This window comes from Dyella choica (assembly GCF_003977665.1).
GTDB classification, from domain to species: Bacteria; Pseudomonadota; Gammaproteobacteria; order Xanthomonadales; family Rhodanobacteraceae; genus Dyella_B; species Dyella_B choica.
The window spans coordinates 326,548-341,247 of record NZ_RYYV01000001.1 but is presented as its reverse complement, the minus strand read 5'-3'; the positions used below and the strand labels follow the sequence as shown (position 1 = coordinate 341,247).

The window sequence follows — 14,700 nt, the reverse complement described above, 5'->3', positions numbered from 1 at the left end:
TGCCAGCAAAGTGTGTGTGCCCTTGGAATCCAAAGTCTGCGCAATTTGAGACCGATGTGCGCACTTTGCTTGCTGGTGGGCGACAAAGTCCGTGTATTTCCCATTAAAACAATTAATTGGGAATCATGAGGGCACCTTGGGCCGGTTCGCTGCTTCAAGCGAGTGCGTTGGAAAGGCAAAGCCGCCGACTCGGCTCATCCTCGCGGACACCACACCCTGAACAACTCATGGTTGGTACGTAAGCCCAGCTTGCGGAAGGCCGAATGCTTCTGCGCGCTGATTGTGGTGACAGACCGGGAAAACGTCTTGGCAATGGCCGTGATGGACATGCCGTTGAGCAGGCAGCGCAGCACCTCATGTTCTCGTGCGGAAAGCTTGAAGGTGTCCAGTAACTCATCGCCACGGTCCGCGACGGGCTCATCACTGGGTTTGGCAGGGTGGATCGGATCGATGGCATTGGCCAGGTGCTGGCTGAAATAGGTTCGGCCCGCCGCCACCGCTCGGATGGCCACATGCCGTTCGGACTCGTGCTGCGTCTTGCCAATAAAGCCGTGAGCACCGGCCCTCATCGCAATTTGATTGGCCATCTCGCAGGTAGGGACTTCGGCGATTTACAGACCGGTCTGCTTGAGGGGTAGAGTGCTGCTTTTGCGGAATCTTGCACTTACTTGCAGTCCGTCTACTACGACACAACGCATCAGGTACTTGCGGCGCTCGCATCGTTCTGGGTTAATACCTCACAGGGAAGATCAGGGGAATTGCATGGATGACTGCCTCTCTCAACGCACCCGCCGCCATGGCGCCGCGAATGCCGTAGACAACAGCGCTACTGCGCAGATTGACGACTCAGACGGCACGCTGCATAAGAATCGGATCCGCAGCCTTACCGCGCTGAGCCCGCTCGCCAGGGTGATAGGCGGCCTCAATCATACTTTTCGACCCTGTCGTGAACCATGGCTGCGACGCCGTAAGCAATCGGGCGCATGGCGCTGGTGGCTTGAGCGTCCCGTGCCTGCTAGTGCCTATGAAATGGAAGGAATACATGCGATGAAAAATGCTATCAATGGGGAAGGGGCATGAGTCGTATCAGTGCTTTTATGCTGAAGCTGTGCATCGTGTTGTGCGCTGTTTCCTGCGCGTCGGTGCAAGCTCAAACGATTACACCACCGTACCCATTTACCAACTACCCTAGCCGCGCGGTGGCGTTGCATGCCTGCGAGGCAAATATGCCATCGGCTATCGAATATTTCACTGGAAAAAGCGGCCCCTTTCAGCCACCGGACTATGTCATCAGGACGTATTGTGAGGAAAGAATCGATCCCTTAGAAAATCCCAATCTTGTGGATGTAAGCCCCACGGTTGTCATCGTGGCGCCCGGTAATCCGCCCTATTCGCAAACCAGTTACGTATCGATGCGGGCGTTTGATGTTTCATACTTGCTTCCCTGTTCAGTGGCCAATCCACCAGCGTCATGTGGCAAATACAATCCGCCTAAAAATTTGGGCTGTAGTTGCACGCAAGGCGCCAATAAGCCCATGGATGGTGACCCGGTTAATCTGGTAATCGGAAACACCTATGCAGAGCAAGACGATTTCACGCAGGGCGACCTTGCACTGAGTCGTTATTACAACAGCGACCCTAACGTACGCGGCGGCCATAGTGGGGTGCAGTGGCTGACGAACTATGACAGGAGTCTTTCGTTTAACTCGTCAGGAATCGATGCCCTCAGCGGTCGTCCAAGCTCGCCGACCAAGGTGACGGTGCAACGCCAGAACGGTCAGGAGTTGACATTCAACAAGGTCAATGGGGTTTGGCAGGGCGATGCGGATGTCAGCAACGTTTTGACGGAGACGGACGACAGCAGCGGCTACGTGCTGTCCTGGACCTTGTTTATCTCAGCCACGCGACAGTACGAAACCTATTCGCCGATGGGTTCATTGCTTTCGGTCAGCGATGGTACGCACACCCTCCTTACGCTGACGTACACCGATGGCACCACGCAACAATCATCGACAGGTACAGCCCTGCCGGGCGGTTTGCTGTGGAAGGTCACCGACGCCAAAGGTCGGAGCTTGACCTTCGGTTACGACAGCCAGTTGAACCTGGTATCCGTGACCGAGCCCGATGGCGGTGTGTTGGGCTATGGCTATGACGCGTCCAATAACTTGACCAGCGTCACCTTTCCGGATGGCAAGCAGCGCCAGTACCTCTACGACGAGTCCGCGTATAGCGCGGCGGGTAGCAACCAAGGCAAACTCACCGGCACCATCGATGAGGGCAGTACCCGCTATAACACTTTCGGCTACCAGGCCGATGGCCGGGCGATTTCCACCCAAGAAGGCAACGGTGCCGGTCTGCTTACGATCAGCTACGCCAGCAGCGGCACAGCCTCCACCGTCACCTATCCGCTCGGCCAGCAAGCCACGGCGACATTCATTGCGCCGCAAGGCACAGCCATCATCAGCAATATGAGTGCCCATTGCGGTGCGCAATGCGATCAGCAATACCAATCGCAGACGCTGGACGCCAATGGGTACCCGGCGGTTGCCACCGACTTCAACGGCAACGTTACCAAGACCACCTATGACGTCCATGGCTTGCTCAATCAGCAAATCGACGCATCGGGTACGACCAGTCAACGCACCACCAACACCACCTGGAACACCACCTTGCGTGTGCCGCTGACGCGCACGGTCCTGGATGCCAACGGCAACACGGTGAGCAACAGCCAGTGGGTCTACAACAGCGGTGGCCAAACACTGGCCCGCTGCGAGATCGATCCCAGCAACAGCGCGGCCACGGGTTACACCTGCAGCAACACCGGCACCGTCCCCGCCGGCGTGCGCCGCTGGACCTATACCTACTGCGCCGCGGTCGATACGACGCAATGCCCGATCGTGGGCTTGATGCTCACCGCCACCGGTCCGCGCACCGACACGACCCAGACCACCACCTACAGCTATTACTTGACCAGCAGCGCGACCAGTTGCGGCACCCCCGGTGCCGCCTGCTACCAGGCCGGTGACCTGCACACCATCACCGACCCCGCTGGCCACGTCACCACCATCGCTTCCTACGATGCCGATGGCCGCGTCACCCGCCTGACCGATGCCAACGGCCTCAACACGGATACGACCTACACCCCGCGCGGCTGGGTAGCGTCGCGCAACGTCGGTGGTGCTACCGCGAAGTTCACCTACACCGCTTACGGTGCCGTGCAAACCGTCACCGATCCGGACAGCGTCACCACCACCTACGGCTACGACGCTGCGCACCGCCTGGTGAAGATCACTGACGCCCAAGGCAACTATCTCCAATACGCTCTGGATAACGCCGGCAACAAAACCGCCGAGCAGGTCTATGACTCGACCGGTACCTTGCACAAGAGCCTGAGCCGGACCTTTAACCCCCTGGGCCAGCTCACCAAGGTGATGGACGGTCTCAGTCACACCGTGTTCGATGCCAGCGCCAGCAACAGCTACGACGCCAACGGCAACCTGGTGCAAAGCGCCGATGGTCTTGGTATCCAGCGCCAGCAAGGCTACGACGCCTTGAATCGCCTGGTGCAGACCCTCGACAACTACAACGGCACGAACTGACAGGGAGCCAGTCATGAAGCAAGGACAAGCAGTGAACGGCTCGGCCGGTGTGAATGCGACCACGAGCACGAAACTAGGACAGCTTACGGACATAGGCGCGCGCGTAATGAGGGCAAGGAAGCCACTGGCCAGCCTCATGCTTGGCGTGGCGATGGCCATCGTTGCCGCACCGGTGGCCGCACAGACCGCCAACACCAAGACCACCTATGCCTACGACGCCCTGGATCGACTGACCCAGATCACCGATCCCAGCGGTCTTAACACGACTTACCAGTACGACGGCTTGTCGGATGAAACCAAGCTAATCAGCCCCGATATGGGCGTCGCGGCCAAGACCTATGACGCCGCCGGCAACGTACTAACCGCCCTCGACGCTAACGGCAACATCGTCTCTTACACCTACGACGCCCAGGATCGTCGCCTGAGCGCCAGCTACGCTGACACCACCCAGAACATCACCTACACCTATGACGAACCCAACACCGTCACTGGTTGTGCCAGTTCGTACCCCATCGGTCATCTGACTCGCATCGTCGAAAACGCCGTCACCACGGTGTTCTGCTACAACGCCCAGGGCTTGGTGATCCAGAAGAGTCAGACGGTCAGTGGCCACACGGATGTGACGAGCTACACCCGCAGCCTCGGCGGCAAGATCCTCAGCATCGTGCACCCCAGTGGCAACCAGGTGACCTACGGCTACGACACTGACGGCCACGTCAGTGGCGTCACCGCCACGACCCCAAGCGGCACGACCACCCTGGTCAGCAATGCGACCTATCTGCCGTTCGGGCCGGTCAGCGGCTACACGCTGGGCAACGGGCAGGCGATCACGCGCACGTACGACGCCAATTACCGCATGATCGACCTGGTCAGCCCGGCCTTCACGTTACATGTGGCCAGGGATGCGATGGGCGATATCACGGCGACTGGTAATAGCCCGGGTGCGAACCCAGCAACGGAGACGTACAGCTACGACCCTCTGTATCGCTTGACGGTCATCACGGAAGCCAACGGCAGCGCGCTGGAAAGCGTCACGTACAACCAGACCGGAGACCGACTGAGCAAGACGGGTAATGGCCTCGCCACGGGCACGTACAGCTATAGCCCCAATACCCATCAGCTGATTGCGACGGGTAACGCAGCGCGATCGGTGGATGCCAATGGCAACACGACGGCCATCAACCAAGCCGGTAGCACGTATGGATTTGGTTATAACGCGCGTAATCGTATGGCGGTGGCGCAGCTCAATCGGGGAACGATTGCTACATACAGTAACAACGCTAATGACGAACGCGTCGCCAAGACGTCTAACGGTTCGACAGAGCGTTATAACTATGACGAAGACAGCCAGCTGTTGAGCGAATACGGTGCAACCAATCGGGAATACGCCTATCTCAACAACATCCCGATAGCGAACCTCGATACGCAAGGCACATTAACGTCCATTGCCTATGTTACAGCAGACCAACTCAGTACGCCGCGAGCAATTGCCGATAGCAACGGCACCACGGTATGGGTGTGGGCATACCAAGGGAACGCGTGGGGTGAGCAGCAGCCAACTGGAAATGGTTACACGTATAACCTAAGGTTTCCGGGACAGTACTTCGATCAGGAAACTGGGCTTAACTACAATGTAAATCGTGATTACGATGCGAATACAGGCAGGTATATTCAGAGTGATCCGTTTGGCATGTTTGGTGGTCAAGGGAGCACCTTTGCATATGTTGCCGGGAGTCCGTTGGGTGATGTCGACCCCCTAGGGTTAATGGCAAACCAGGCTGATTCGGGTTTAACATCGGATCAAATAGCCGAAAGGTCACGCGAGCGCAAGGAATACAGTGCTGTGTGCAAGTCACCCATACCGCCAACGGGTGACAAATGTAAGGATGCGGAGGCTAATCTTGCGCGCCTGCAGCGGTGTCTCTCTTTGAGGGAGGCATTCTCTCAAAAGTGGTTTGACGATCAAGAATCTGGGCACATGATTGAAATAGCAAATACACGACAGGCTATTGCAAGGCTTGAGCAGTGGATTGCGGAGAATTGCAAGAATTGCAAATGCAAGACATCGGACTGTAGTGGAAACGGGTGATATATGAATATTGATGAACTTCTTGCGGAATACCAGACTCTCCCTGAGTACAGCGGGCTTGTGTTGAATGATGTAAATAAAAAGAGCCTCTTTAATGACTACCCGATAAATATAGCTGCAACACGTGGATCTATAGATGAGATGGGTCTTCTGTTAAATAACGGTGCTGACATCAATGCTGTCGGCGAACACGGGTATTTGCCCATTCATGATGCGGTTGAACAGGATAAATTTGAGGCGATTTTGTGGCTTATAAATAACGGAGCTAATGTTAATGCAAAAAATGATGATGGAATTACTCCCATGGAGTTGGCAATAATTCTTGGGCATAAGAATTCCATAAATGCTTTAGATAAAAAATAAAGTCAGATCAAGTCGTAGCTTTTACACTTGAAGCTTTCTGGGCGGGCCTTGAGTGTTTCTTCTGGGCGAAAACGAACCGATCAGCGTGCTCGATGATCATGCAGCGCACCACGCGTGCTGTGCGCTCATTCAGTGATGCCAGCCATCGACTTGAACGCTCAGTTGCGTAGGAAGTGAACCTGGCCCAGTTATTGGACCCAAGTTCGAGCGCACTACTGATCAGTACGGACAAGACCATCGCGCGGAAAACGGGACGTAGGTAGTTGAGCATTTTTAACTGCCCACGTCCCATTTGTTCGAAGGCGAAATCACAGCTAGTTACGCTCGACGCCGGCCACGTACGGCGTCGAGTTTTCCTAGTGCCTGCGTCATGTTTTACCGCGAGCGTTCTCGCCGGCAGAGACCGAAATCACAGTGCGGCAACTTGAATGTTATCCCTCAGGTGCCGCTTCGCTTCGGTTCCAGCAAGAACCAGCCGTTAATTCCGGGAATTTAGCGTTTCAGGTAGAGGCCAAGCAGTTCAGGTCCGAGTGATAGACACGCCGCCATCCACCATGAGCGCCGACCCCGTCGTGAAACTCGAGGCGTCGGAAGCAAGGTAGAGAGCCGATCGTGCGATCTCTTCGGGTTGCGCAAGACGCTTCAGTGCGTGCAAGCCTTCGACGAAGGTGCGAGCCTCGGGTGTATTGACGGTGGCGCGGCCCATGGGCGTGTCAGTGCCACCGGGCAGGAGGGCGTTGGCGCGGATGCCCTTGGCGCCGAATTCCGCGGCGATCACTTGGGTGAGGCCGATCAAGCCGGCTTTGCTCGCCGCATACGCGCCCATGCCAGGAAATCCGACGGTGTGGCCCACAAAAGTGGACGTAAAAATGATGGAGCCGCCACCACGCTCTGTCATAGCTGGAATTTGATGCTTTGCACCGAGAAACGCACTAGTCAGGTTGATGTCGAGTATTTCGCGCCAGGCACTCACTGAAATGTCAGGCACCGGCATGGCGTCGCCTGTCGAACCGACATTGTTGAAAGCGATATCCAGGCCGCCAAAATGGCTGACCGCAGCCTCCACTAAAGCACGGGCCAGCAGCTCATCTCTTACGTCGCCGGCGATCGCCACCGCTTCGCCGCCCTCACGCTCAATCTCGGCAACGAGCGCATCGAGTTCACGTTGACGACGCGCAGCCACGACGACTTTGGCACCTTCTTTAGCGAATAGCTTGGCCGCTTCGTATCCGATCCCCGAGCTTGCGCCGGTGACGATGGCAACTTTCTTTGACAGCTGTCCCATGTGTTTAAGCCTTTCGTTCGAGTGACCTTGAGGGACAGACGAGAGTCGCAGATCGTTTACCTGGGCGACATCCGTTTCTTGCGGTGAACGTTGCGAACAGCGCTTCGGAGCGCGTGGGTATCTCAAGGCAATCTCAACTTGTCCTTATTAAGCTCAAGGTCCCGACGGGAGCCAGGATCCAGCGGCCTTAAGTTCTTGAAGAGCAGGGGCACTGGATTTGGGCTTTCGCTGGATTGACGAGCGAAAAAGCTATTTGCCGCCGACCCGGCTCACCCCCACTGATATCGCACCCTGAACAACTCATGGTTGGTACGTAAGCCCAGCTTGCGGAAGGCTGAATGTTTCTGCGCGCTGATCGTGGTGACCGACCGGGAGAACTTTCTGGCAATGGCCGTGATGGACATGCCATCGAGCATGCAGCGCAGCACCTCGTGCTCTCGTGCGGAAAGTTTGAAGGATTTCAACAACTCGTCGTCGAGGTCCGTGACGCGCTCGTCACTTCGTTTGGCAGGGTGGATCGGATCAATGACATCGGCCAGGTGCTGGCTGATATAGGTTCGGCCCGCCGCAACCGCTCGGATGGCCGAATACAGTTCGGAATCGTGCTGCGTCTTGCCAATAAAGCCGTGGGCGCCGGCCCTCATCGCCAGAGCTATCGTAGGGGCGTTGCAGTGGGACGACACCACCAAGACCCGTACACGCGGATGTTGCAGGTGTAAGGAGCGTAGGAGCTTGGCACCATCGGTATCCGTTGCACCCAGGGCATAGTCCGTAACGATCACGTCGGGTTTGTCGTCCTTTAACGCTTCGAAGAGTTGCCGAGGCGTGCAAAAGCTGCCTGCGATGTCCAAGCCGTACTCATGCTTGAGCAGCAGCTCCATGGCATGGCGTACCAGCACGTGGTCTTCGAGCAACATCACGCGCAAGCGTGGCGACAGGGCATCGGACATGTCCTACTTCCTTTTCAGATTAGCCTGGCCTTTCTTTTTCCTTTCACGCTGCCCACCTCGTTGGCTTAGTCAAAGTGATGGGCGATAGCTGCTTTCAACGCGGCGAGCGTGCGCTGTATTTCACCTGGCTGTAGCGGTGCATAGCCTCTTGCAGCGAGTTCCAGCCGATCCGCCAGCTCGGCCGCCCGATCCGCATGCAGCACCAGCGCCGCGCCCTTCGCGCGATGTGCAAAGTGCACCATGTTGGCGGTGTCTTGCCTTGCCAGGGCTCGCTCATACTCCTGGACGTCCATGTCGATACAGGCTCGGCGCCATCGGGAGGGCAGGGGTTCATCCGGCGCTTTACCGGTGGGAGGCGGCAGGTCGAGCCAGCGCGCGAGGGTGGCATACAGCTCCTCGGGGCGCAGGGGAGTGTGCAGGACACCATCCAGGCGGCTATCCAAGGCGCGACGCCAGCTCTCGCCCCCCTGCCCAACGATGGCGACAAGGGGAATATGGGCGTGCCTTGCAAGGTTGGCTACGCCCAAGCGCAACACGGCTTGGTAGACGGCTGCGTCTGGCCCCTCCAGGGCCATCAAGATCATGTCGGGCACCTGCAAATCGATGGCATTCAAGGCCGCCAGGCTGTCAGCCACGGGGAGCGGGTCCAGGCGAAGCGCCTTGAGTTCGCGGATCAACGCGCTACGCGTTTCAGGTTCATTCGCTACCACCAGGATGCGCGCCGACCTCTGGGGTTGCGTGTTGTACGGCGCGGAGGACTCTCTCACTGAGAAAGGCTTAAATCGCTCCGACTTGCGGGCAGGGGTGGAATCCGTACGTATGGTCGGGTTCATGGCAGCCCTATTCCTTCGGGATGTGAGTCAAATATAACAAGATAGAGTATATAAAGATGGAGTAAGCCATCTTGTTGTTTAGCGTCGCTTCATCACTGGAGCGCGCGACATGCCTAAAGGGAAGACCATTCACTCCAAGGAATACCCCGTTTTCCTGCAATTGCTGGTGGAAACCCGGCAAGAGGCGGATCTGACCCAGGTCAAGTTGGCCCAAAAAGTGGGTTTGTCTCAGCCCTACGTATCAGCGGTGGAGAGAGGTGTTCTGAGACTGGATACCTTGCAACTCCGAACCTGGCTGGCCGGATGCGGGTCTGACCTGGGTAGCTTTGGATTGGAGCTGGAAAGGCGCCTAAAGGTATTCGAGGGAAGGTCCGGAGGGGCCAAACGCACGAGAAAGATCTAGGGGCAGGGCGGGGGCGGGTGGAACTGCTGCGCCGCATGCTTGATGGTATGTCCATCGCCAAGATCGCCAAAAAGTTCTCCAGATCGGATCACCACGATCAGCACTCAGAAAGCGGCCGCCTGAATACGTGTCGCTTTTCACCCCGGCCAGGAAGAAGCCTTACCTCGAATTGCGAAAAATGGAAGTAAGTGCAAGGGGAGCGAACAACATGGTCAACAAAGGCGCGAAGCAAAAGCTGACGCAATACCTGAGATCTGCGGCGCCCAGTTCCGCGATTTTGCTCCGTGGGTCGTGGGGCTCAGGTAAGTCATTTTTCTGGGATGGCTTCAAAGAGAGGCATCTCCCCAAACTTCGCAAGAAGGACATCACCTTTTCCGTTGCTGGGCTTGCCACGCTGGAAGAATTGGAACAAGCCATGTTCTTGGCTTCGGTGAAAGACCTGGGCACCGACACGCTCCGCGAGACGGGCACGGTGGTGGGGCGCGCACTTCTTCGACTGGTCAAAGTTGATCCCGATGACATCAAGCTCAAAGCCGATGTGCGACCAGGGAAAACTGTCATTTGTATTGACGATCTGGAACGATTCGGCGGCGACTTTAAGGTGCTGTTCGGTTTTATCGTTTCGCTGCTGGACGCTGCCAAGCTCCACGTCGTATTGATTTCCGATGAAGAGCGAGCCATCAAGGAGCTGGAAGGCTATGAGGACTACAAGGAAAAGATCATAACCGTAACTGCGGAAGTCCGTCCCGAGGTCGAATCGTTCTATGAGGATACGGTGAAGGGCTTCGAGCACAAGGCGACACGCGAGGCCCTGGTGGATATACAGGACTATGCCGTGGGTTTCTTCAAGGAGAAGAAGCTTAAAAATCTCCGGACGCTTCGCAGTATTCTGGAAGAAATGAAGTCCATCATGCAAGACATGACCTGGCCCGAGGGACAAGATGCTTCGTTAGGAGCGTTGCTATCCGCCGTGTCCTTTCATGTGATCGCCGTGACCAAGAACGTCAAGAACGAAGCTTTGGTGAGGGAAGTCTTTCTACATGGCGATTTGGCCAACATTGTCATGATGAGTCGGGCGGTTGGCAAGAAAAAAGCGGCCGATCAGGAAGAGGAAAGCTCCGGGGCATCCGTCAGGAAATTGATTGATGCGTTGGGGTTTGACGGCGACATCTACGAGTGGCATGGATCTACGGCCTTCGCCGAGTACGTCACCGCGGAAGGATTTGAGCCCAATCGAATCGCCCAAGACTTTCAGGTTTTCGGCCACGTTAAGCAAGAAGGGCAGTCCTTGTTGGAACGGTTTCGCTCTTATCGCGCCATGGAAGAACCAGAGTTTCGAACGTGTGTGACGGAATTAGAAGAGATCGTGAGCGTGGGGGACTTCGAAAACCTGCAACAGATGTGGGAGGCTCACGAAATCCTTGACCACTTGGCGCAGAAAAAATTGATCAACATTGCTCCCGACGTTTGGCGGGACACGTTTATCAAGCTGGCCAGGAGCTTTAAGGTGACCAGCGATTTCCCAAGTTCATTCACGGTTTGGCCAGAGAGCCGTGACGCCAATCGTGCAGCAGTGTTGGAGGCGTTGAGATCGCTTGAACAGCGGATATTGGCGGAGAAGACGAGGGCTGACAATGAAGCGGCGCGGGCCGCCCTCATCGAGGGGGAAGGGGATGCGGTTTTGGAAGGGTTCAACACCGCACCTTTTGCGGATGCCAAAGCTCCGGATATCTACGCACTTCTCCAGGGCGCCGGTCGCAATGGCGTTTATCGAGTGACGCAATTCTTCCGCAAGCGAATGGCCATCACCAATTTGCAGGACTTCGCTACGAACGAGGTGCGATTTGCGAAGGCTTTGAGAAAGCTCATTGACAGCAATACCCCGAACACCGCGCCAATTTCACTGGACGATGCAGCCTGGTGGGAATTGGCTGGGGTCCTGCGGGACTACGTTACCAGGCTGTCACCGCTTACGAGATCGCTTAATGAAGAGACACAATCATGACCATCCCTTTCGCCCCCACGCGCTCCTACGTCTACAACGCCTCGCGCTACGAGCTCTTGCCGAAGCTGGCGGAGATTGCCAAGGCGTTCGGTGATCAGCCGTTCCTATTGCGGGACCTGTCCAAGCCCTTGCTGGCGGAAACCTACACGGCCGAGCAGTTGGCCATGACGGCCAAGAAAGCGAAATCGGATGGCGTCGACAAGCTCAGCAATATCTTCGGCTTCTACATCCCGTTCCTCGCTGAAAACCTCAAAGTATTTGAGAACCTAGGTGCAGGGCGGTTCCGTAACATTTCGCTCGAAGAGGAGCTGGCCGAAGCGGATGCCGTGGCCGTCGATGTGGACTCCAACGATGCCGGCATCATCTACGCCTACACGTTCCCGTCGATCAAGAAGGCAGATAGCAAGTTCCCCATAAAGATCGGGTTTACGACGACCGGCGACGCGGATGCGCGCGTAGCGCAGCAGTGTAAGCAAACGTGTTGCTTTGAATTCCCGATCATCCTGCGGACGTGGGACGTGCCACGAGTGGGGGCGGTGGAAGATGCCATCCATTCCACCTTGGAAGCGCGTGGCTCCAAGCGGCAAGCGCCGGGAGCAGAGTGGTTTGACACGACCCTGGAAGAGATCGAGTCCGTCATCAAATTCATCCAGCCCCAGGCGCGCGCCACGGCACGGACATAGGCGCATGGCGATTGATGGTTGCTTACACGGCTTTGAGGCACTCGTCGGCGAGATTTTGCCGGATCACTTCCAGCGCTTGCAGGAGGCGATGAAGAGCTCGCGTGCGGCTAAGGATTTTGTGAAATACAAATCGGTCACCCGAGAGCTTTTTGGGAAGGTAGGTCGCACCAAAGACTTCCCGGGTTGCTATGTCTTCCTGGATAACGGCACGCCGGTTTATGTTGGTATTTCAAGGAGCGTGGTAAAGCGACTGGTCCAGCATCTCAACTCCAGCTCGCACTTCACGGCGAGCTTGGCTTACAAGATGGCGTCCGACGAGTTACCGCATGAAATGACGCGCGATGAGGCGATGAAGGACGACAAGTTCAGTAAGTTGTTTTGCTCTGCCAAGGAGCGCTTGCAGAGTATGAGCGTGGCTTACATCGAGATTGAGAATGACCTGGAGCTTTACATCTTTGAGGTCTATGCCTCGATGAGGCTCGACACGTCAAAGTGGAACACGTTCCGCACGCATTAGATGCGCAAAGGGTTGCGGCCGTAGCGTACCTGCGCGCAATGACCTTCGGCCTTCATCAAACGTCGTACACGATGGCGGCTGCAACGTTCGCCGGCCTCGCGAAGATCCAGCGCGATCTTGCGATAGCCATACACTGTGCCGCTGGCCAGCCACACATGCCTGATCAGGCCGGTCAGGCGCAGGTCCTCACGTGCGCGAGCGCTGGCGCCTTCCCGCTGCCAAGCGTAGTACCCGCTGTGATGCGCGCCCGGAAATCGGGATCATTTTGCTGTGCGGGATAAGTGATCCCCGTTTCCGAGTCCAACTTCGGCCGCCATAAATTCAAGGGTTTACCTCCGGGAGTTTTTTTATTTTTCAACACATTTTCTACGCCAGTGACATGTTCACGCCGCAAAGCCGCGACATTGTTGGGCTTTGGTGAGGAAAGGCGACCCGATCGCGAATGCTGCTGCGGCTTGCAGCGCATAAGTTCCAGACAAAACAAGAGCCGCCTGAATGAGGCGGCTTTTGATCTTCGTGCGCGCTAGATGAGTGTCTGCTACGGGGCGAAATGGATATAGAGGCAGCAGGTCGAGCAACCACCACTAGCGACACCTTGTGGCACCGTCTTTGCCGTTACTTCAACGTATAAGTCAGCGTGCCATATCCAAGCTGGTCGAATCCGCCGCTATTGGGGCCGTAGTCGCCACCACCCCCTTCGGGGCGCACTTTCTCAGCGGCCATGCGGAGATACGGAGCATCCAGTCCTTTGAGTACCACGTAGTGGTTGTAGAACAGCTCCCACACCGGGCGAGTATTGCCGCGCCCGGTACTTGAGATAGTTGGCTGCGTTACATCGCTGTTGCTGTATGTCGTGTAGGGAACGTCATGCCCGAGGTTGTATTTGGCGATGTATTCGACTCCCTTGAGCGCGCGATTGTCGTCATAGCCGAAAAGGTCGTCGTGCTGATTCCAGGCCATCTGGCAGAACGCGCCCAATAGCGCCACGTTAATGGTGTTGTGCCCCTGGTCGCGTCCGCTTTCCTGGGTCTGCCCAAGGCCATCAGGATAGACCTTCCACACCACGTGTTCGATGGAGCCATTGCCTGCACCGTGCTTGAAGTATTCGACGGCCTCGTCGTAGATATCGCGACGATCCGCCAGAATGCCGATGGCCAGCATGGACGACATGTTGGCGAGATCCCAGTTGGCCCAGTAGTGATCGATCTTCTGGCCGTTGTGATGCAACAGAAACTGATGGTTCATCGGATAGAAGACGTTGAGCATCATGGTCTTGAAGCGAGCGACATCTTGCGCCGGCCAGCGCTCGTAACTGCGCATGATCTCCGCTGCGTTGGCGAGCTGGTAGCCGTAAATACCTGACGCCAGGAACTTGTCGGATGTGCCGTCGATCCCGGTCAAGGTCTTGGACCACGCGTCCAGAATGGCGGCGGCCTTGTCGGCATAGGCGTCGTCACCACTCACCTTCCAGCGTAGGGCAAGCGCATACGCCGCCGCGGCGTCGTTGAATAGCGCCGCATAGTTCTCCCGATGAGTGCCGTCATAGCCACGATAGACCATGGCCTGAGGGTTCGCGGTCCAGTTCAGTGACGCATGGGAATTCTTGATCAGCACATCCCAGCCATCCGTCCAAGGCTGCGCGTTGTGCGCCACCTGCGTCTTCATGCGGTCGAGATCGGCCTGGGTATGCAAGGCGCCCGGGTGAACGAAAGAACTTGCCATCACCGACGGTGTAATCAGCGCCAGCGCGACCGATATGCCGACGGAACGGCCCAGGCCTTTGAATGAAATGTTCAACGTTCTCAACTCCGAGCGAAGGGGCTTGTCTTTACAGAACGCAGGCTATCAAGGTTCAGCCGACCTTGCTCTGCAGCGATCACTGCAAGCGTAAATTGGAGCGCATTTACGTCCGAAGTCAAAGCGATGACATCAAGGCTCACGCCGATGCAATGTGGCACTCCAGACAAAAAAAA

Annotated in this window: 12 protein-coding genes and 1 pseudogene; 7 read left to right on the top strand and 6 right to left on the bottom strand. The window is 56.6% G+C overall.

All coding sequences use genetic code 11. The features are described from left to right. Nucleotides 1-194 precede the first annotated feature (194 nt). Nucleotides 195-569 (bottom strand): helix-turn-helix transcriptional regulator, encoded by a 375-nt coding sequence (locus EKH80_RS01670; RefSeq protein WP_158628710.1) that lies wholly within the window; start codon nucleotides 567-569, stop codon nucleotides 195-197. 966 nt (nucleotides 570-1,535) lie between these two features. Between EKH80_RS01670 and EKH80_RS01665 the strand changes: the two genes are divergently transcribed. Genes EKH80_RS01665 through EKH80_RS01655 form a run of 3 tightly spaced genes read left to right on the top strand, consistent with a single transcriptional unit; the run spans nucleotide 1,536 to nucleotide 6,051 of the window. Further along, on the top strand, nucleotides 1,536-3,599 hold the full coding sequence (locus EKH80_RS01665) for a DUF6531 domain-containing protein (RefSeq protein WP_158628709.1): 2,064 nt from the start codon (nucleotides 1,536-1,538) through the stop codon (nucleotides 3,597-3,599). Nucleotides 3,600-3,612: 13 nt separating this feature from the next. Next, nucleotides 3,613-5,688, top strand: a complete 2,076-nt coding sequence (locus EKH80_RS01660) for an RHS repeat-associated core domain-containing protein (RefSeq protein ID WP_126682974.1) — start codon at nucleotides 3,613-3,615, stop codon at nucleotides 5,686-5,688. Between the two features lie 3 nt (nucleotides 5,689-5,691). Continuing rightward, a complete protein-coding gene (locus tag EKH80_RS01655; RefSeq protein WP_126682973.1) occupies nucleotides 5,692-6,051 on the top strand; it encodes an ankyrin repeat domain-containing protein in 360 nt (119 codons plus the stop codon). Between the two features lie 520 nt (nucleotides 6,052-6,571). Here EKH80_RS01655 and EKH80_RS01650 read toward each other — a convergent pair. The 3 genes from EKH80_RS01650 to EKH80_RS01640 all read right to left on the bottom strand — a co-directional run bounded on the left by EKH80_RS01650 (nucleotide 6,572) and on the right by EKH80_RS01640 (nucleotide 9,119). Beyond that, the gene (locus EKH80_RS01650) at nucleotides 6,572-7,336 is read right to left on the bottom strand and encodes an SDR family oxidoreductase (RefSeq protein ID WP_126682972.1); all 765 of its coding nucleotides are present in this window, start codon (nucleotides 7,334-7,336) and stop codon (nucleotides 6,572-6,574) included. Between the two features lie 269 nt (nucleotides 7,337-7,605). Next, the gene (locus EKH80_RS01645) at nucleotides 7,606-8,286 is read right to left on the bottom strand and encodes a response regulator transcription factor (RefSeq protein ID WP_126682971.1); all 681 of its coding nucleotides are present in this window, start codon (nucleotides 8,284-8,286) and stop codon (nucleotides 7,606-7,608) included. A 65-nt stretch (nucleotides 8,287-8,351) separates the two neighbouring features. Beyond that, complete coding sequence (locus EKH80_RS01640; RefSeq protein WP_126682970.1) at nucleotides 8,352-9,119, bottom strand: Hpt domain-containing response regulator; 768 nt, start codon at nucleotides 9,117-9,119, stop codon at nucleotides 8,352-8,354. A gap of 109 nt (nucleotides 9,120-9,228) precedes the next feature. Here EKH80_RS01640 and EKH80_RS24415 point away from each other — a divergent pair, with 109 nt between their 5' ends. The 4 genes from EKH80_RS24415 to EKH80_RS01620 all read left to right on the top strand — a co-directional run bounded on the left by EKH80_RS24415 (nucleotide 9,229) and on the right by EKH80_RS01620 (nucleotide 12,727). After that, complete coding sequence (locus tag EKH80_RS24415; RefSeq protein WP_126682969.1) at nucleotides 9,229-9,522, top strand: helix-turn-helix domain-containing protein; 294 nt, start codon at nucleotides 9,229-9,231, stop codon at nucleotides 9,520-9,522. A gap of 208 nt (nucleotides 9,523-9,730) precedes the next feature. Then, entirely contained in the window at nucleotides 9,731-11,527 is a 1,797-nt protein-coding gene (locus tag EKH80_RS01630; RefSeq protein WP_126682968.1) for a P-loop NTPase fold protein, read from the top strand. Further along, complete coding sequence (locus tag EKH80_RS01625) at nucleotides 11,524-12,210, top strand: GIY-YIG nuclease family protein (protein WP_126682967.1); 687 nt, start codon at nucleotides 11,524-11,526, stop codon at nucleotides 12,208-12,210. Before EKH80_RS01630 ends, EKH80_RS01625 begins: the two co-directional genes overlap by 4 nt. A 4-nt stretch (nucleotides 12,211-12,214) precedes the next feature. After that, nucleotides 12,215-12,727 (top strand): GIY-YIG nuclease family protein, encoded by a 513-nt coding sequence (locus EKH80_RS01620; RefSeq protein ID WP_196240317.1) that lies wholly within the window; start codon nucleotides 12,215-12,217, stop codon nucleotides 12,725-12,727. Nucleotides 12,728-12,735: 8 nt separating this feature from the next. On the opposite strand, the pseudogene EKH80_RS01615 reads toward EKH80_RS01620, so the two are convergent. Both EKH80_RS01615 and EKH80_RS01610 read right to left on the bottom strand, forming a co-directional pair. Then, nucleotides 12,736-12,969 (bottom strand): annotated as a pseudogene (locus EKH80_RS01615) (IS3 family transposase); the annotation flags it as partial. A 373-nt stretch (nucleotides 12,970-13,342) separates the two neighbouring features. Beyond that, the gene (locus EKH80_RS01610) at nucleotides 13,343-14,524 is read right to left on the bottom strand and encodes an alginate lyase family protein (protein WP_230473355.1); all 1,182 of its coding nucleotides are present in this window, start codon (nucleotides 14,522-14,524) and stop codon (nucleotides 13,343-13,345) included. Nucleotides 14,525-14,700 lie beyond the last annotated feature (176 nt).